Annotated in this window: 14 protein-coding genes; 8 read left to right on the forward strand and 6 right to left on the reverse strand. The window is 65.9% G+C overall.

Annotated elements, in window-relative coordinates; all coding sequences use genetic code 11:
- The first annotated feature begins 31 nt into the window (after nt 1-31).
- The 4 genes from AB4Z47_RS26945 to AB4Z47_RS26960 all read left to right on the forward strand — a co-directional run bounded on the left by AB4Z47_RS26945 (nt 32) and on the right by AB4Z47_RS26960 (nt 5,109).
- Nucleotides 32-1,066, forward strand: coding sequence for a PLP-dependent cysteine synthase family protein (locus AB4Z47_RS26945; RefSeq protein ID WP_441954839.1), 1,035 nt, complete (start codon nt 32-34; stop codon nt 1,064-1,066).
- 172 nt (nt 1,067-1,238) lie between these two features.
- Nucleotides 1,239-2,642 carry an MATE family efflux transporter gene (locus AB4Z47_RS26950; protein WP_441954841.1) on the forward strand — a complete coding sequence of 468 codons (1,404 nt, stop codon included), beginning with the start codon at nt 1,239-1,241 and terminating at the stop codon, nt 2,640-2,642.
- Nucleotides 2,643-2,893: 251 nt separating this feature from the next.
- Nucleotides 2,894-3,985, forward strand: a complete 1,092-nt coding sequence (locus tag AB4Z47_RS26955) for a glycerol dehydrogenase (protein ID WP_441954843.1) — start codon at nt 2,894-2,896, stop codon at nt 3,983-3,985.
- A gap of 134 nt (nt 3,986-4,119) precedes the next feature.
- On the forward strand, nt 4,120-5,109 hold the full coding sequence (locus AB4Z47_RS26960; protein ID WP_441954909.1) for a phosphodiesterase: 990 nt from the start codon (nt 4,120-4,122) through the stop codon (nt 5,107-5,109).
- On the opposite strand, the gene AB4Z47_RS26965 is transcribed toward AB4Z47_RS26960, so the two are convergent.
- From AB4Z47_RS26965 to AB4Z47_RS26975, 3 genes are all read right to left on the reverse strand, one after another.
- A complete protein-coding gene (locus AB4Z47_RS26965) occupies nt 5,057-6,520 on the reverse strand; it encodes a stealth family protein (protein ID WP_441954844.1) in 1,464 nt (487 codons plus the stop codon). The genes AB4Z47_RS26960 and AB4Z47_RS26965 overlap by 53 nt on opposite strands.
- Before the next feature lie 539 nt (nt 6,521-7,059).
- On the reverse strand, nt 7,060-7,569 hold the full coding sequence (locus AB4Z47_RS26970) for a hypothetical protein (protein WP_441954845.1): 510 nt from the start codon (nt 7,567-7,569) through the stop codon (nt 7,060-7,062).
- 42 nt (nt 7,570-7,611) lie between these two features.
- Complete coding sequence (locus AB4Z47_RS26975) at nt 7,612-8,817, reverse strand: phosphotransferase (RefSeq protein WP_441954847.1); 1,206 nt, start codon at nt 8,815-8,817, stop codon at nt 7,612-7,614.
- Nucleotides 8,818-9,011: 194 nt separating this feature from the next.
- Between AB4Z47_RS26975 and AB4Z47_RS26980 the strand changes: the two genes are divergently transcribed.
- From AB4Z47_RS26980 to AB4Z47_RS26990, 3 genes are all read left to right on the forward strand, one after another.
- Nucleotides 9,012-11,822: an ATP-binding protein gene (locus AB4Z47_RS26980; RefSeq protein WP_441954849.1), complete on the forward strand. Its 2,811-nt coding sequence runs from the start codon at nt 9,012-9,014 to the stop codon at nt 11,820-11,822.
- Nucleotides 11,823-12,026: 204 nt separating this feature from the next.
- Entirely contained in the window at nt 12,027-12,512 is a 486-nt protein-coding gene (locus AB4Z47_RS26985; RefSeq protein ID WP_441954911.1) for a hypothetical protein, read from the forward strand.
- Between the two features lie 66 nt (nt 12,513-12,578).
- Nucleotides 12,579-13,154, forward strand: coding sequence for a TerD family protein (locus tag AB4Z47_RS26990; protein WP_441954851.1), 576 nt, complete (start codon nt 12,579-12,581; stop codon nt 13,152-13,154).
- A gap of 129 nt (nt 13,155-13,283) precedes the next feature.
- On the opposite strand, the gene AB4Z47_RS26995 is transcribed toward AB4Z47_RS26990, so the two are convergent.
- Entirely contained in the window at nt 13,284-13,439 is a 156-nt protein-coding gene (locus AB4Z47_RS26995) for a hypothetical protein (RefSeq protein WP_441954853.1), read from the reverse strand.
- A gap of 16 nt (nt 13,440-13,455) precedes the next feature.
- Nucleotides 13,456-15,651: a hypothetical protein gene (locus AB4Z47_RS27000; RefSeq protein WP_441954855.1), complete on the reverse strand. Its 2,196-nt coding sequence runs from the start codon at nt 15,649-15,651 to the stop codon at nt 13,456-13,458.
- Between the two features lie 904 nt (nt 15,652-16,555).
- Between AB4Z47_RS27000 and AB4Z47_RS27005 the strand changes: the two genes are divergently transcribed.
- The gene (locus AB4Z47_RS27005) at nt 16,556-17,002 is read left to right on the forward strand and encodes a hypothetical protein (protein WP_441954857.1); all 447 of its coding nucleotides are present in this window, start codon (nt 16,556-16,558) and stop codon (nt 17,000-17,002) included.
- Nucleotides 17,003-17,215: 213 nt separating this feature from the next.
- On the opposite strand, the gene AB4Z47_RS27010 is transcribed toward AB4Z47_RS27005, so the two are convergent.
- Nucleotides 17,216-17,845, reverse strand: a complete 630-nt coding sequence (locus AB4Z47_RS27010) for a MazG family protein (RefSeq protein ID WP_441954913.1) — start codon at nt 17,843-17,845, stop codon at nt 17,216-17,218.
- Between the last annotated feature and the right edge of the window lie 40 nt (nt 17,846-17,885).

Raw genomic sequence — 17,885 nt, forward strand, 5'->3', positions numbered from 1 at the left:
CCCTGACCGACACGAACGAGGAGTTCTACCCATGCCGCTCGTCACGCGTGTGACGGATCTGATCGGCCGCACGCCGCTGTTCGAGCTCGCGGCCACCTCGACCGGTACCCGGCTACTGCTCAAGCTGGAGCAGTTCAACCCGACCGGCGCGGCCAAGATCCGAATGGCGCGCGAAATGGTGCTCGATGCCGAGCGCCGCGGTTTGCTGGCCGATGGCGGGCATATCATCGAATCCACATCCGGGAACACCGGGCTCGGCCTGGCTGTGGTGGCTGCCGAACGTGGATATCGTTTCACCGCGGTAGTCGACCACCACGCATGCAAGGACAAACTGCGCGCGATGCGAGCAATGGGTGCGGAACTGGTGTTCGTCGCCGATGCGGACGACGACACGCTGGCCACCTCGGCGCGGGAGGATCTGGCCGAGGCGATGGCGGCCGAGCGGGACAACGCGTTTTTCACCGAGCAGCACAACAACGACGCCAACGCGGTCGGCTACTACGCGGTGGCCGAGGAATTGCTCGAGGACGTTGAGCGGGTCGATATCCTGCTGTCGGCGGTGGGCACCGGCGGTTCCCTGTTCGGCACCGCGACCCGGCTGCGCCAGCTCGGCTGCACGCCCTATGTGATCGGTGTCGAGCCGATCGGTTCGATCGCGTTCGGCGGACCCGGCGGGCCGTACTGGCAGTCCGGCACCGGCACGCCGCCGGGCGCCACCATCGGCACCGCCGTGGACTATGCGCTGCTCGACGAAGGCGTGAAGGTCTCCGACGTGGCGGCGTTCGCCACCGCGCGCGCGGTGGCGAACAAGCTCGGCCTGATGATCGGCGGGTCCGCAGGGGGTTCGGTGCATGCCGCGCTCGCCAGGCTCGAGGAGTTCCCGCCCGGCTCCACCGTGGTCACCATCGTCTGCGACGGCGGGGAGAAGTACCTGGACACTGTCTTCGACGACGACTGGATGAACGACCGCGACCTGCTCGACACCGACGCCGAACGCGAGGTCCTGGACATGCTGGAGCGGTATACCCCCGCCGCCCGGCGTGGCGGCCTCGTGGAGGCTCGATGAGACACAATCGCGCAGCGCTCGTCGAGCCGACGGTGTGCGGGAACCCCCGCAGAACACAGGGTGCGATGAGTCACCATCGCGTGGCTTCCTCGGCCTGTGTGATCTCGCGCGGTCTGGTAATTGCAGTGACACCGGGCTCGACGATGAGCCCATCGCCCGCCGAGGAGAGCTGGTGAACCTGTCGAGCTTCCGCGCCGACGGACGGCAACTGACCGCGCTCGCAACCCCGATCGCCCTCACCCAGCTCGCGCAGATCGCGGTCTCCACCACCAACATCGCACTGATGGGCACGCTCGGCATGCGGCAGGTGGCCGCGGGTGGTTTGGCGATCGTGCTGTTCAACCAGATCCGCACCATGTGCGTCGGGTTGATCACCGCAAGTGGCAACCAGATCGCCACCGCGGTGAGCGCCGCCGGAAAGCGCGGCGAGGCGCCGGATCGAGAGATCCGGGACCTGTTGCGGTCGAGCTTCCTGATCGCCACGGTCGCCGGAATCGCCGGTGGAGCGCTGCTGATCGGGCTCGGCTGGGCGCTGCGCTGGCTCGGGCAGGACCCCGGTGTACTCGCCGACGCGCGACCGCTGATGGTGGCGCTCGCGCCGGGTCTGTTGCCCTGCCTGTGGTTCCAGGTGTTGCGCCAATACACCGTCGGCATGCAGCGCCCGCAGGCACTGCTGCTGGTGACGCTCGGGTCGGTCGTGTTGAATCTGCTGCTCGCGCTCGGCTTCATCCACGGCAGAGCCGGGCTGCCCGCACTGGGACTCACCGGCATCGGTGTCTCGACCTCGCTGGTCTTCCTGATCACCTTCGGCGTGTTCTGGGCGATGGTGTGGCGCGACCGCGAACTCGGCCGTACTCTCCCGATGCGTCCGCTGCCGGTGCGACCGGCTACGGTCCGCGCCGAACTGACGCTGGGCGCGCCGATCGCGCTCACCTATGGCTCAGAGGCAGGGATGTTCTCGGTGCTCGCCCTCGTGATGGGCAGCATCGGACCCGCCGCGCTGGCCGCGCACAACGTCGTCTATCAGATCATCTACATCGTCTTCCAGGTGGCGATCGGCCTCTCGCACGGTGCGTCGATCCTGGTCAGCCACGCTGTCGCCCGCGACGAATTCGGGCACGCCCGCGCACTGGCCCGGCTCGCGCTGCGGCATGCGGCGGTGGTAACGGCCGTGACCGGCGCGGTGTATGTGATCTCCCCGGACCTGGTGCTGCGCCCCTTCCTGGAGTCTTCCGACACAGACACCATCCGGATCGCGCATACACTGCTGCTGATCGGGATCGTGTTGCAGTTCTTCGACGCCGCCCAGAACATCGGCACCGGTCTGCTGCGTGGACTCAAAGCGACCAACGCGGGCTTCCGGCTCTCGCTGATCGGCTACTGGGCTGTCGGTCTGCCCGCCGCCCTGCTGCTCGCATTCCCGGTCGGTCTCGGCGCCGCGGGCGTGTGGTGGGGGCTCACCGCGGGCCTGGCCACCACCGCGATCCTCATGCTCCGCCGCTACTTCGCGCTGCTCGACAGCAAGGAGCGCGACCGGCCACGCCTACTCCCGGAAACCCTCACCGCCCCGAGCTGATCGGATACCCGCATCGGCATCGATCCGACGCGGCCATTCGCTGGTCATCGGACCTGGATGGGCAAGAACGAAGCCCCGGTACAAGCCCGGCACAGACACGGCTGAGTGCCGGGCTACGTGTACCCAACCGAGTCGGGCAAGCTCGGCCGAGGCAGATGCCGGGCGCGTAGCGTAGGAAGTCGTCGGTCGGGCAGCAGTGGCGTGCACGGGATTCGGTACGGCTCACGGTGCCCGGGATCGGGAGGTGCCAGATGCTGAGTGTGTTCTCCTCGCCGGGACACTATGTGCAGGGCCGGGACGCGACGGCCGCGCTCGGCACGGAGATGACGCGTCTCGGAATCGGTGGCCCAGTGCTGATCGTGGCCGGAACCAGCGCCTTTCGGATACTGGCCACGACATGGGAGCGGTCGCTGACCGACGCGAAAGTCGCGTATTCGATCCACCTGTCCGGCGGTGAATGCAGCAGGGCGGAGATCGCGAGGATCGCCGGCGCCGTCGAAGAGACCGGCAGCACAGTCGTTTTGGGCGCGGGCGGCGGCAAGGTGCTCGACGCGGCGCGTGCGGTCGCGGACGACCTCGACCTGCCGATGATCAGCTGCCCGACGACCGCCTCCAGCGACGCGCCGTGCAGCGCGCTGTCGGTGATCTACACCGAGTCCGGCGAGTTCGAGTCCTACCAGCTGGTCCGACGCAATCCGGCACTGGTGCTCGTGGACACCGCGGTCGTGGCGCAGGCGCCCGCCCGGCTGCTCGTCGCCGGTATGGGTGATGCACTGGCCACCTGGTTCGAGGCACGCACATGCAGTGTGGCGCAGGTGCGCAACATGCGCGGCGGCGCGACGACGCGCAGCGCCGCCGCACTCGCCGAACTCTGCTACCGCACCCTGCTCGCCGACGGGCCGCAGGCGCTGACCGCGGTACGCAACCACACCGTCACTCCCGCGTTGGAACGCATCGTCGAGGCCAACACACTGCTGTCGGGACTCGGCTTCGAATCGTCGGGCCTGGCCGCCGCGCACGCCGTGCACAACGGCCTCACCGCCGCCGCGTGCACGCGCACACACCTGCACGGCGAGAAGGTCGCCTTCGGCGTCCTCACCCAGCTGGTGCTGGAAGGGGCACCCGCGGCCGAGTTCAGCACGGTGCTCGATTTCTGCGTAGCGGTCGGACTGCCCACTACCTTTGCCGCGCTCGGCTTGGACGATGCCGACCAGGAAACGGTCACCACTATCGCAGCCCGGGCGACCGCCCCTGGTGAAACGATCCACAACGAGCCGTTCACCGTGGACGTTCCGATGGTGGTCGACGCGCTGCGCACCGCGGACGCGCTCGGCAGGCGGTGAGCCCGCCGGTCCGGTCAGCAGGCTGATTTCGCGCTCTTCGACACCGAACTCTCACCTTCCCGCAAGCTTGCCGTCACCAGGCGACGGGAATCCTGTCCATAGTCCTCGCTATCCTGGCGATGGAATCCAAGCCAATGGCGGGCAAACCGCCGGGAGGGACGTTCGGTCCGGTGCCCATCACCAGAGTCGCGGAGCACCCGCGTCCGGATCACGTGTTGTTCCATTTCAGTGACACTCATCTCCTCGCCGGTGACGACGCGCTGTACGGCGATGTCGACGCCGACCTGCGGTTACGGCAGCTGCTGGAGCAGGCCGCTGCCAGCCACATCCGGCCGACCGCGATCGTGTTCACCGGCGACCTCACCGACCAGGGTGAGCCCGCCGCGTACGACAAGCTCAAAGCGATCGTCGAGCCTTTTGCTAGAAGTTTGCGCGCGCCGATTGTGTGGGTCACCGGCAACCACGACGACCGCGCCACGCTGCGCACCCGGCTGCTCGGTGAGCGCGCTTCGACCTCACCGCTGGACCGTGTCCACCTGATCGACGGCCTGCGCGTCATCGCCCTGGACACCTCTGTCCCCGGACACCACCACGGCGAGATCACCGACGACCAGCTGGCCTGGCTGCGCTCGGTGCTGGCCGAACCCGCCCCATTCGGCACCATCCTGGCCATGCACCACCCGCCCGTCCCCTGTGTGCTCGACCTCGCCGTCACCGTCGAGCTGCGCGACCAGCGCAGGCTGGCCGACGTGCTCGACGGCAGCGACGTGCGCGCCATCCTCGCGGGCCACCTGCACTACTCCACCAGCGCCACCTTCGCGGGCATCCCCGTCTCGGTGGCGTCGGCGACCTGCTACAGCCAGGACCTCGGCGTCGCGCAGGGTGGCACGCGCGGCCGGGACGGCGCACAGGCCTTCAATTACGTGCACGTCTACCCGGACACCGTGGTGCACTCCGTGGTCCCCATCGACCGTGGCCGCACCGTCGGCACCTCAGCGACGCCGGAGGAAGCGAACCGGAAGCTGGCGGAGGAGGGCATCGTGATACCGCCCGCCGCGGGCATCCCGCAGGTCATGCGGCGCCAGGCGTCGACTCCGGAATCGGATGACGAGGCGGTGCGCTGAGCCGCTCCCATGGCGCGGTGTCCGGGTAGTACTCGGCGAGGAACTCCGACACCGCCTGGACCCGCTCGGCCTCCGCGATCTCGGGAAAGCTGCCGTCGTTCAGGCAGAAGAAGTCGACGTCCCGATGGCGTGTCAACCCAGCCAACAGGGCAAGGCCCCGGTGGCTCGTCGTATCGACGTAGCGGACCTTCGCCGCCTCCTGTGGCACCGCACGACCGGTCAGCAGCGCGTAGTAGTGGTACAGGGAATTGGTTACCGAAATATCGGTCGCCGATCGGAATCGACTCGCGCTGGTTCGCGCGAAATCGGCCGCGAATTCCTCCTCCATCTCCAGTAATACGCTGCGGCACAACGGAACCGGCGTATGTTCCAGATGTCGGGTGATGACATGGCCGAAATGTTCGGCAAGCAGTGCGCGATTCACCCGTGCGGCGTTCTCGAATCCGCTGCGCCGCTCGTCGTTCGGTCCAGGGCCGATCCTGGTGTCCGCCTCGATGAATCGGCTCATCCCGGCCGGAGTGAAGAACATGGACGGGCGCACCGGGCGCGCGAAGAACATGTCGTCATTGGCGTACAGGAAGTGCTCGCTGAGTCCTTCGATGTGGTGCAACTGGCATTCCACTGCGTGTGAATTGAAGGTCGGCAAGACTGCGGTGTCACGGAAATGGTCGACCGCGCGAACCACCGTCACCTTCGGATGCGCGGTCAGCCAATCCGGTGCCGTGGAATCGGTCGCGATGAAGATCCGCCGGATCCACGGTGCGTTCTTGTGCACCGACCGCAGCGCGTACTTCAGCTCGTCGATCTGCCGGATCCTGGCGTCCGCGTCGTCACCCTCCCCCACCACGACCTGGGCGAGCATTCCGGCTCGGCGGGCGCGGAATTCGGGATCGGAGCCGTCCACCCAGGAGAACACCAGGTCGATGTCGAAGTCGACGTCGGTCGGCTGGGGCGCGAACATGTCCACCAGGGTCGGCCAAGCGCGGTCGAACAAACGCACCTGCGTGGCCTGGACGTCGGCGAGGTCGAAGACGGGACGCGTCAACGCGTTCGGGCGCGGGCAGATCACCGTGTCACCGTGGTATTCCCACAGTTCCAGATCGACGTGGTGGGCCGGGTCACGGTCGCGACCGAGCCGGAATACGTTGTGCCCCAGTTCCATACAAGAGAATCCCGCGGACATCGCCGCCGCCGTCACCCGGCGCACCATGAGATGGTGCGCCGAGTCGGCCGCGAGCACGAACCGGTCTCGGCTGTCGCGCACCAGCAGGAACGGCACCTCCGCCGCCGCCAATTCCGCGCGCAGATAGCCGAGATCCTCGATCATCGCAGTCGACACGGCGAGATTGGCCGCCGTCGGCCGCGCCACCATTTCTACCGTCCCCGAATTCACTGCTCCCTTTTCCATCATGGCTGTCTCCACATCCGTCCATACACCGGTTTTCGTTCATATCCGGGTCCGCGCCGAAGTCGGGCGGCCTACCTGGAGTCGATGCCGCGGCATCGGCTCCAGGTAGGCCGCGCTCGGCGCGACATTCAGAAGAAGTGGGGAATGGTGCCGAAGCGCAGGAACGAATTGCTCACCTGATATCCAGACGACTGGTAAACCATTTCGTTTTCACCTCACTCACGGCCGGACGCCGAAGCGTCATAGATGGAAGCGCTGCACTCGTGCGCGGGGACGCCGATGAGGCGCGAGCCGCAGCACGCCGGGCCGGACAGTCATCGGCCGGCAGCAAAACAGTGGACGGCCTCGACAAACGGGGCTCCGTTACGAATGATGCAACGCGGACGGCATTACGTCAATCGGAACGTTCGGTTTCCACCTGCTGCTTTGACCGGCGAACTCTGTCCGCGACACACCCTAGGTGTTTAATTAGGATAGGCTCACCATATTCGCCTGGAAGGCGCAGTACTCCCCACCGGTATTCCGGTGGAGAAGCGCTCGAATTACCAGGATCTGGACGCGTGGCGTCCGCCGTGTGGTCGCATGGTCAAGGGGTACATGCTGAGACACACCGGATTCGGGGGAACATGATTGGCGCCGGCGCCATCCGCCGACAGCTGGAGAACCTGCCGTGCTCGCGGTCCCGCGATGGCATCGACGCGGCAGGTCTTGTGCCAGCCGAAAGGCATCAGATGGACTCGCTCGCCGCGTTCCTCCAGGCGTTCGGCGAATTCCGCCAGGACGTCGAGGGTGTCGGCGAGCTCCGAAAGCACATCTACTGGGGCATTGGCGATGTCACCGGGCACCGGCAGGTGGGCTACGCCGTCGACGACAACCTGCCACGCATCGGTCTCGTCGACGATGTGCCGAACGACCTGCACCGCCGCGCTCGCCAAGGTGCGATCCCCGTGGCCGACGCCGACGGTCACGAGTAGACAATCGTGGAAATACCTGCGCACCCAGACGGCCGACGGCTCCAGATCGACCGCGCACGGGCTCGGCTCCGTCACCATGTATTCGAACGTGTGGCAACGATTACTGATGATCTGCACGGACTACCCCGCTTCCTCGATCGCTTTCACGGCATCGAGGTCGAGCACCGCGCCGGCGGTGCGCTCGATGATGCCGAGGCAGATCTCGTCCGGTTGATACTTCGGCTGGATGGCGCTGTGGCCAATGGTCGACAACCAGATGAAATACGGATACAACGCCTGCTGTCGGTAGGCCAGCCATGCGGTGTCGAAATCGGGTGCCGGAGCGCCGCAGGCCGCCAAGCGCTCGAGATACCCGGCCAGCAGCTCGCGCTCCCAGTCCCGCCGGTCGTGCACCGTGAGGCCCGAGCCGACCACATAAGCGAAGTCGTATGCCCAGCTGCCGCGTAGGACGACTTGCCAGTCGGTAAACCCCATGCGACCGCGGGAGGTGATGTAGGTGTTGCCGATGTGACTGTCGCCGTGCAAGAAGGTCTGCGCACCGGTGCTGGCGATCTCCAAGGACCGTCGCAGCGCCCGATACAGCCGATCATGGTCACCCGGCAGCGTTTCCGGTAGCACCGCGGCTGCCCGCCGGGCTCCCACCTGGGCACGTTTCGACATGCCGATCAACCGGTCGAGATTGGCGAAGTGCGCCCGCGGCGGCTTCAGCCACCGATGCTGCTCGAGCTCGGCATCGTTCCAGTAGCGGGCATGCCAGGTCGCCATGGTGCACAACAGATCCTCGATCTGAGTGCGGTCGATCGGAGTCTGTGGCGTGCAGAAGCTGGCGCCCTTGGTACTGACGATGTCCTCGAGCAACGAGATCGTCCGGCCCGACCGATAGTCGATCGCGCTGTGGTAGCCGCGCGGTGCTTCGATGTCCAGCGTCGGCCGCACGTAGCTGAAGAAACCCGGCTCACCGCCGAGGATTCCGGCCAGATCCAAGGTGAGGCGCTGTTTGAAGCCCGCGGTGGTCTTCGCGAACAGCTGCTCCGGCAGGCCCGCGGCCCGGCCGGCGTCGTTGTAGGTCACGCCGAGCTTCCAGCGGGTGGAGGTGCCTGCGCTCAGGTCCTGCGTGTCGAACGCCTCGACCTCGGCGCCGGGATGTCCGGCACACAGCACCGCGGTCAGCCATTCCACTGTCACCTCACGGCCGCTCACCGGGACGTCGGTCGCGGCACGGGCCCGCGGCCATGTGAGCGATTCCTTGGCGACGTGACCACCTATGCGGATAACCCCCCGCATCACCTCCGGCACGGGGTTACGGGTGGCAGCACTGGACGCCAACGAATGTCTCCTCGACTCGGTGGTTTTCGATCGCCGCGCCCGACGGAGTGCTGGGTATCGGGCCGCTGTCAGGGACGCTATGGCACGCGCGGGAGCGGAACATCCGTCGCACCGGAGCGAAATATCCGTACGGTCAGGCCCCATCACCACATTTCGACCGGCCGTCTTCGCCCGAGATGCTTAAGCTCACCTGCATGCAGGAGTCCTTCGCGACAGTCTTCGTCGGTCGTGATGCCGAGATCGAGAATCTGGCGGCCCTCGCGGACCGAGTCGCCGCGGGGCAGGGGGCCGTGGTGCTCGTGGAAGGCGAGCCCGGTATCGGCAAGACGTCGCTGCTCGAAGCAGCCAGGATCCGGTTTGCCACAGCGGGCCTGCAGGTGCGCGCCGGCGCCGCCATCGAACTGCAGCGGGACGTGCCGTTCGCCGCGGTGCGCTCCTGGCTGGACGGCGACGGCACCCCATCCTGCCCGGAGTCGGATCCGATTCGCGCGCTGCTCCACAGCGGGGATCGGGCGGGCGACGCGGCGGCCACCCACGAGTTCACCCTCACCGAGGCGATTCTGGATCACATCGACACCTGGTGTGTCGCCGCTCCGGTCGCACTGATCATGGACGACATCCACTGGGCGGACGCGTCGAGCCTGTTGGTGTTGCGCCGGCTCTGCGCCCTCATCGAACCGCTGCCGCTCCTGCTACTGCTTGCGGCCCGACCGCTGCCCCGAGACCAGGCGTTCGCCGCATTGTCGGCCGAACTGGTCGAACGACGCGCCCCGATGATCCGGCTCGACGCGCTCCCCGACTCGGCTGCGGCGACACTGGTGCGGCACATGGTCGGTGCCGCCCCTGGCCCGCACCTACTGCGAAAGCTGGCCGGTGCGGGCGGCAATCCGCTCCACATCACCGAATTGGTGGCCGCGTTGTTGCGCGATGACGCGATCACGGTGATCGCCGAAACCGCCGCCCCGACGGAAGCGGCTGCCGGCGACGGTCCTGCCGCCTCGCTGGCGGACGCGATCGCACAGCGGCTGGAATTCCTGTCCCGCCCGACGCGAGACGTGCTGCCGATGGCCGCTGCCCTGGGACCGACCATCAATGTCGCGGAACTGGCGGCAGTGCTGAACAGCCCCCTCCTGGATGTCTGGAGCGCCGTCACCGAGGCGACGGACGGCGGGCTGCTTACTCGAGTGAATTCAGAACTGGTGTTCCGGCACGATCTGATACGCGACGTGCTGGCCGATCAGGTACCCGCTTCGCTGCGCTCGGATCTGCTCAGGCGGGCAGGGCAGGTCCTGCAAGCAACCGATGCGCCGATCGAGCGAGTCGCCTACTACCTGTCGGCCGGCGGCCACGACCTCGACAAGACGACTCTCGATTGGCTGGTGGCCGTGGCCGACAAGCTGATCGTGCGAGCGCCCGAGCTCGCGGTACAGCTGCTGAACCGCGTAGCGACCGCGACGGACCTCGACGGCGCCAAGCGCTCGGTGCTGATCCGCTGGCAGACCCGGGCATTGCTGTGGAACGGCCGCGCCGCCGAGGCCGAGGCCGTGGTGCGCGCCGCGCTGCACACGCGAACAGAACACGGCCACGAGGTCGAGCTGCGGTGGCTGCTCGTCCAAGTCTGCCAAGCGCAGGGCCGGTTGGCCGACGCTGTCGCCGTCGCCGAAACAGCGCTGTCCACCATGGATCTCGGTGCCGAGGACGCGGGCCGATTCCTGGGAATGTGCGGACTGAACAATTTCTTTCTCGAACGGTTCGAGGCGGCGGAGCAAGCCGGCCGACGAGCGGTGTCGATGGGGCACAGCAGTGGGAACCCGCTCGCCACCGGATACGGTCTCATGGCGATGGGTGCGGTGCGCTACACCCAGGGCCACCTCGACGAGGCGCTTGATCTGAGCACTCGGATCCTAGACATCTTCGAGGACGGGACCGGATCGGACCAGTTCGATCCCTACGTGCTGTATGCACACTGCATGATCGAACTCGATCGACTCACCGACGCCGAAGAGACGCTGAGGAAGGCCATCGGGCACAACCGCCGGATGCACGGCGTGTACCTGTCCCCTAACCTGCTCGCCAAGGCGCGACTGTACCTACTGGACGGCCGCTGGGACGATGCGCTGGCCGAATGCACGGCGAGCATGGAGGCGCCCGACGCGCTCGGGTACGCGCCGGTCGCGCACAGCCTGGCGGCGCTCATCGGAATTCACCGCGGCACCTTTCTGCCGGACCCGGAGGGTATTCCGGCACCGGACAACCGCTTGGGCAGCACCGGCTATGCGCAGCTCCACCCCTGGGTCAAGGCCTTGACGCACGAGGCCCGCGGTCACCCGGACCTGGCGCTGAAACTGCTCGTCGACACCCATCAGCGACTGGCCGATGGTATGACCGCATCCACGCTGCACTACATCTTCCCGGACATCGCCCGGCTGGCCGCGGATGTCGGTGACAAGGATGCGGCCCGGTCGGTGGTAGTCGGCGCGGACGAGCTCGTGGCGCGACGGGCGACCGCAGGCAGAAATGGAACGGCCCTGTTGTGCCGGGGTCTGGCCGACCACGATCCCGACGCCCTCTCCATGGCCGTCCACGCATTCCAGCAGTCCGGTTGGCCGCTCCACGAAGCGCAGGCACAGGAGAACGCCGCCGTGCTGCTCGCTGCCGCGGGACGAGATGCCGACGCCCGCAGCGCGCTGGAAACCGCGATAGGTCTCTACAGCCGACTGGGCGCATCGTGGGACGCCGGTCGCGCGGTGGCACGCGTTCGGCCATACGGGATTCGGCTGGGTGTCCGTGGTCCGCGTAACCGCCCGAAGTCCGGGTGGGCTGCCCTGACGGATACTGAGCGCAAGGTCGCCGCGCTGGTGACCGAAGGCTGTTCCAATTCCGACATTGCGGCGCAGATGTTCTTGTCGCGTCGCACGATTCAGTCACACGTGTCGAATATCTTGGCGAAACTCGACCTCCGGTCACGGCGCGAGATCGCCGCGGCAATGCCACGTACTCGGTGATTCCGTGGCCCGCCCGGTGCGCGCGCGAAAGCCATGTCCGAAGGCCATAAGCACTGATGGCGGGTAATCAGCTCAGCCACAATCCGATCCCGACACCATATGCCAGACCTACCAGGACTCACTCGGGCAGGCGCCGACGCGGTACTAGACTGCTATGAAGTGTGGCACAGCCCGCCGCGCGCGACGATCCATGAGGTGACGAAGATGGCAGCCGGAGCGAGCCCCGTTCAACGTCAAGACCACTCGTTAGATCATCCCGAGCTGGACGTGCTCCCGGAATGGCCCTTGGAGACAATCGGCGTGCTGGTCACGACCGATCCCGCGCCGCACGCGATCCCGGTGTCCTGGCCGGTGCGTGCGGGCAATCGGCAGATCTTGATCAGCCTCAAGTTCGACCGCGGCTCGCTGGCCCGGCTCCGGGAGCGGCCCGAGGTTGCGCTACTGATCCTTGGTGGGGGCAACGTGGCGATGTGCGCACGGGGCACCGCACACGTCGTCGCCGAGGAGATGCCGGACGCCGCCGATTACGTGGCGGTCCGGATCGATGTCGAGGTGATCGACGACCACCGCCAGTCGGCCTTCGCCGTCGCGCAGGGCATTCAGCGCACGGTGCTCGACGACGAGAGCGAGCTGCGTGCACTGAAAGGGCGCGTGACCACGCTGCAATCCTGGATAGACAACCAGAACTGAACCGGCACAACAGTTCCCGATAGCAACGGAGACAGGCGGCACCGGTGTGCCGCGCGGAAGGGGATCATGAGCGTCACTTTGGCCAAAGGCGGCAACGTTTCGCTGTCCAAGCAGGCGGCGAATCTCACCAAGGTTTCGGTGGGTCTCGGCTGGGACGTGCGCACCACCACCGGCGCCGACTACGACCTCGATGCAAGCGCGCTCGCGTGCGGACCGAATCTGAAAGTGCTGTCCGACCAGCATTTCATCTTCTACAACAACCTGCGTTCGCCCGAAGGATCGATCGAGCACACCGGCGACAATCTCACCGGCGCGGGCGAAGGCGACGACGAGGTGATCAACGTCGATCTCACGGCCACCCCGCCGACGATCACCAACATCTTCTTCCCGGTGTCCATCCACGATGCCGACGCGCGGGGACAGTCGTTCGGCCAGATCCGCAACGCGTTCATCCGGGTGGTGGACGCCGCGACCGGCGTCGAGTTGGCTCGCTACGATCTGACAGAGGACGCCTCCGTCGAGACCGCGATGGTGTTCGGTGAGTTGTACCGTCACGGCAACGAGTGGAAATTCCGCGCCATCGGTCAGGGGTATGCGTCGGGTCTCGGTGGTATCGCCCGCGACTACGGCGTCAACGTCTGACGGCTTTCGAATTCCGCGATCGCGGCGCGGGTCTTCCGCTTGATGGAGTGCAACACATCGAGTTCCGGGAGACCCGCCCAGCGCGGCCGAGCACATCGGGCAGGTCCGAGCAGTGGATCACGCATTCGTTTACGCCTGCATCGCGCAGACGGCGACCAGATCGGGATGCAGATATCCCGCGACAGCCGTTTCGACGCCCGCCGAGGCCGCCGTGCGCATCACCAAGTCGATCACGTACTCGCCCCGCACCATCCCGATCCCGTCGAATTCCCTCGGCACCGACACAAAACGGTCGATCGCATCAGAATCGTGGAATCGCCTTCGATGGAGTCAATGTGCCAGTGCTGGCCCAGATTTCGGTAAGCGCCATGGTTCGCAAATATTCTGTAGCTTTGTGGAGGTCGCCGGCTTCGGCGGCCGCCAAGTATTTATGGCTGAGATAGGGCATGATGGCATCGTTCATCCGCACGCCGCTCTGCTTACTCCAGGTCTCGAGCTCCTTTGGCAGCTGGTTCTGCCCCACGGTCTTCCTGCCACCCGCTAGAGCCACTATGCCCCCGAGCCTCTCCTGCGTGGGGTTTTCGAAGTAGCCCTGAAGATAGTTCTGTTCGTCCTCAGTGAGGGCGGACCACGACTTGCGGTCGCGAAAGCGCTGGTTTGCCAGACGGTGCGCGGTATGTCGGAAGATAGCCATGTTTGCTGGAGATTTCTCCGATTTGAGCATCGACATCGAGGCCATGGCCTTGCCGATGAACGCATCTCCATCCCACATACTCGGACCGAGCTGCTCCCGGTAGTGGTAGGCCTGCACGGCATCGGTCATCATGCCTTTGTCTGTGAAGCCGGCATCCGTCAGGCAGGTGGTGGCGTCGCCCAGAAATCCGCCGCGACTTATTATGCGGTCCACAGCTACGGCCGCGCCGCGATGGGTGTAGCCGTGTTCCTCGGCGGCTGATCTGGCGGCTTCGATATATCCTTCTCGGACCCGGGATTGGTTCAGTGACCAGCCTTTCTCGTATATCTCTTTGTCTGCCTCGAGTTTTAGCAGGTCGATCTGATTCCGCAGTTTCGAGTCGGGCTCGAACGGCGCCCGCCTGCCGAAGAGCATCGCGGTGATCGGGCTGGCGGCGACGGTGTTGACGGCGGAGATTCCGGCGAGCGCGGCCTGCGGCAGACTGCGGCCGGTTCCCGTGTTGCCCATTCCCAGCGCGGTGCCACCGCCGCCTCCACCAGAACCACCCGCGCCCTGTATCGCGAGGGCGAATCGGTTGGCGACCCAGTCGTTGCCGTTGCCGAGTCTCGCACCGAGGCGCTTCAGCTGGAGGATGGCGATGACCTCCACTACGGCGCCCAGGACAAGTACCAGCCCGACCTGGCCTCCGGCCTGCCGGAACAAGTTGCCCAGAAACAACACGTAGACACCGAGGAAGACTGTGTAAGCCGCCATTCGTCCCGCCGAGACGACCGCATCGACGATGCTGCGAACCAAAAACGTCTGGGTCGGTCCGTAGACGAATCCACCTGCCGCGAAACCGAAGATGGCCAGGAATGCGTGGTAGCTGCAGTCCAGCGCAGCACGGATGATCTTGACCCCGAGAGACACCCCGAACGCCAGCATGATCGTTCCACACAGCAACAGCACCAGGCCGGAGCCGATCTGCCCCAAACTCGGATTGCCGGCCGTGGCATAGGCCGCCGCGTCACCACACGCCCGCATGCCGTTCAAGACCCTGGAATCGTCACCCGATCGAACGCCCGCCGACCACGCCGCGGCGCACCGCGGCGACTCGTCGACGACGTGACCGAAGTTCCACACCTGCACCGGGCGGCGTGCGAAGTTGTCGGCCAGATCGCCCTGCATGGTGGCGACCAATTGGTTCGGATTCGGGCTCGCGTGGCCGTTGAGCCCGGCCGCCACCGCGATGCCCACATTGCGGCCCTGCGCAAGCAGACCGTGCGAGGAAAAGACATCAGCCAACGGCTCCGCCAGGACGATCGGGCCGAGCACGGCTACCCCCAGCATCGTCACCACCTGAATCGTGGCCTTGGCGACGAATCCGCGCACCATGAACCAGGCGACGAAGAACGCGCCGATCGACGCGGCGACGGTCAGCATGATGGGTGTGGCGATCTGGCCGGTCAGGTTGTCGGCGACCCCGGTCAACGCTCGACCGAACGGATCCAGCCACTGGAAACTGATCGCGAAACCGATCAACCACACCGCAGAGGTCACGAGGACCAAATAGCCGACGAACTCCAAGCCCAGCACCATCGACACGACCGTCTCCAACGGATTCGACACGTTGCCGTGGCTGGTCGCGAACACATAGTCGGTCAACTGGACCCCGGACGAGTCCCTGATCTCCATCCAGCGGAGCATGGCGATGCTGGACCGACCCGTTACTGGACACTCCGTCATACCGCTCAGCGTCTGCGCCACGGCCACCGCGCCGACACCCCCGGGAACGACGAACAGCGTGAGAGTGATCGCCAGCAACCACGCGATCCTGCGCCGTCGGCGCGTGGCGTCGACCCAGCACCGAAACCGCTGTGCCAATACCCGCGGTTGCCACGACGCCGGGTCCCAGAACTCGAATTCCCACGATTGCCAGGACCGTCGGCCCCCACGATGGCGCACTCCCTCGCGACGTCGACACGCAGCCGACACCGCACCTTGCGGATCATCCAAAACCGTTGAGGTACTGGTCATTTGACTATCAACCGATTCTGTTCGAAGGCAGGAATCCCACCTGGACTCGATATCGAGACAGCAGTGAAGCGTCTAGCGGGTCGGGCGACAGCGGCGTGCCACGGATCTGCCAACATCCGCATCTCCGAAGCCACATTACTCGAACATATGTTCGAATCATACGCGCCCGTCGGCGTGCGCACCAGGCGGTACGCACCGTTGTCGACCCCGGCGGGGATTTCGATTTTCACCTGCACTCCTGATCGCCGACGGGCGGCTGCCGATGATCCGCGCGAAGCGAATCGCCCCTCGTCAGAAGTATGAATATTATTCACTAATACGCCAGCATCATGAAGATAATTCTTATTTCTGGCCAATAATCGCACATGTACGCAACCCGAAGCCTTCCCCGGGCCAGCTGTCCGCAATATCTTCAGCATCCGTCACGCAAACGAACCGACGGGTGTCGCCGTTGCGACGTCCGCGAATCGCCTGTGGCGGAAGCGAATTCACCCCGCTGCCGATCAGGTACCAGAGCCACGGGCCGCCGGTGTGAGCGACGCCCCTCCTCGGCCGACGTCTCGTCCGGAAGAGTTGATGGATCAACCCGGTTGACCGCATGTCGGTGTTCGGAGAGGCTGGCGGGGTGGAGGAGTTGAGTGCCGCTGCGGACCGGTTCGCTGTGGGTGAGATCTGTCGTGAGGATCTTCCGATGGCTGCTGCTGTGGCCTTGGCTCGCGGTGTCGATTCGCCGGCATTGCGGGAGTTGGCCGGTATACATCGAAGTGACTGCCGCGATGCTCCGCACGTGTTTCTCACGGCGTTGGTCGAGCTGGGCCTGGCAGACGTGAGCGAGGTGGACTGGTCGAGTCGGCAGGCTCGGGTACTTCTGGGCCGGGCCCGGCAGCATGCCACACGGTTACTGACCGGTATCGGAGAGCCCGGCGAGGTCTCCGAGGACATTGCCTCGCTGCTACACCGGTTGGCACACGCGCCCGAGCCTTTGGATGCTGCGCTCCACGACTTGGCCACTGACTTCGAGGTTTTGAACGTCGACTGGGAAGAGGGCTACGACGACCGTGCGGTTGTCATCGACCGGCTGCGGCAGGCGGCTCAATACCTTCTGGATGGACCACCGTACAACTCCGTGATCTGCTAGGACCGAAGTCGGCCCGCGCGCCACGCTCGCCTACGAACAGGGCGATACCAACGGCCCGTGCCGATTGAGACCGGGCCTCGAAACCCCATTCAGGGGGCGATACGCCGGATCAGGCTGCGCCTCTGCGAATCGGCACAATCATCGCAATCGCCCTTGTGCTCCTCACCTGGAATACGGTCGAACCACCCGACCACGACATGGCGCTGCCGGCATTCACGACCAGAACTCACGCCAGTCGTCGGGCGTCAGTGGGGTGCGGTGGCCGCGGGCGACTTCAGCCGCGTCTTCAGCCGCGCGGATGGTGGCAGCGAATGCCGAAGTCGCTTTGCGGAGACGCTCTTCCGCACTATCCGTGCCGCCGAGATGGACGACGCGCAGCCCTTCCGGGATGAGGTCGGGTGGCAGGCCCGCTTTGGTGCTGCGGGAGATGATCTTTTCAGCCAGAGCCAAGGCGGGTTGGGCCATGGCAATGCCGTCCAGGCACGAGCGGCGGGACTTCTCGGCGGATTTACGTTCCTCCCAGGCGCGTTCTTGAGCGGCGATCTTCTCCTCGACGGAGGCGTCCGAGGCGAAATCGGCGTCACGCAAGTGCGGGCTGCGGTTGACGAGTTTGGCGACCAGGGCGGCGGCTACGTCGTCGACAGTGAATTCGCCTGCGGCTTGGGCGATTCGGGAGTGGAAGAGGACTTGGAGCAGCAGGTCGCCCAGTTCCTCCTTGATGGTCACGGCATCCTCGTGCTGGATGGCGTCGAGGAGTTCGTAGGTTTCCTCGAGCAGGTATGGGCGCAAGGAGTCGTGTGTCTGGGTGACCTCCCAACCGCCGAAATTCCACAGGCGGTCCATGACCTCGACGGCTCCGGCGAGACCGGCCGCGACAACCGCA

This window comes from Nocardia sp. 2TAF39, from assembly GCF_052114905.1.
Taxonomy (GTDB): Bacteria; Actinomycetota; Actinomycetes; order Mycobacteriales; family Mycobacteriaceae; genus Nocardia.

Excerpts from the sequence above, each read along its gene's own strand:
- AB4Z47_RS26985 (WP_441954911.1), top strand. The coding sequence starts at position 12,027 with ATGGCAGCCGGAGCGAGCCCCGTTCAACGTCAAGACCACTCGTTAGAT.
- AB4Z47_RS26965 (WP_441954844.1), bottom strand. The coding sequence starts at position 6,520 with ATGATGGAAAAGGGAGCAGTGAATTCGGGGACGGTAGAAATGGTGGCG.
- AB4Z47_RS26960 (WP_441954909.1), top strand. The coding sequence starts at position 4,120 with ATGGCGGGCAAACCGCCGGGAGGGACGTTCGGTCCGGTGCCCATCACC.
- AB4Z47_RS26980 (WP_441954849.1), top strand. The coding sequence starts at position 9,012 with ATGCAGGAGTCCTTCGCGACAGTCTTCGTCGGTCGTGATGCCGAGATC.
- AB4Z47_RS26945 (WP_441954839.1), top strand. The coding sequence starts at position 32 with ATGCCGCTCGTCACGCGTGTGACGGATCTGATCGGCCGCACGCCGCTG.
- AB4Z47_RS26970 (WP_441954845.1), bottom strand. The coding sequence starts at position 7,569 with ATGGTGACGGAGCCGAGCCCGTGCGCGGTCGATCTGGAGCCGTCGGCC.
- AB4Z47_RS26990 (WP_441954851.1), top strand. The coding sequence starts at position 12,579 with ATGAGCGTCACTTTGGCCAAAGGCGGCAACGTTTCGCTGTCCAAGCAG.
- AB4Z47_RS27010 (WP_441954913.1), bottom strand. The coding sequence starts at position 17,845 with ATGGACCGCCTGTGGAATTTCGGCGGTTGGGAGGTCACCCAGACACAC.
- AB4Z47_RS26955 (WP_441954843.1), top strand. The coding sequence starts at position 2,894 with ATGCTGAGTGTGTTCTCCTCGCCGGGACACTATGTGCAGGGCCGGGAC.
- AB4Z47_RS27005 (WP_441954857.1), top strand. The coding sequence starts at position 16,556 with ATGGCTGCTGCTGTGGCCTTGGCTCGCGGTGTCGATTCGCCGGCATTG.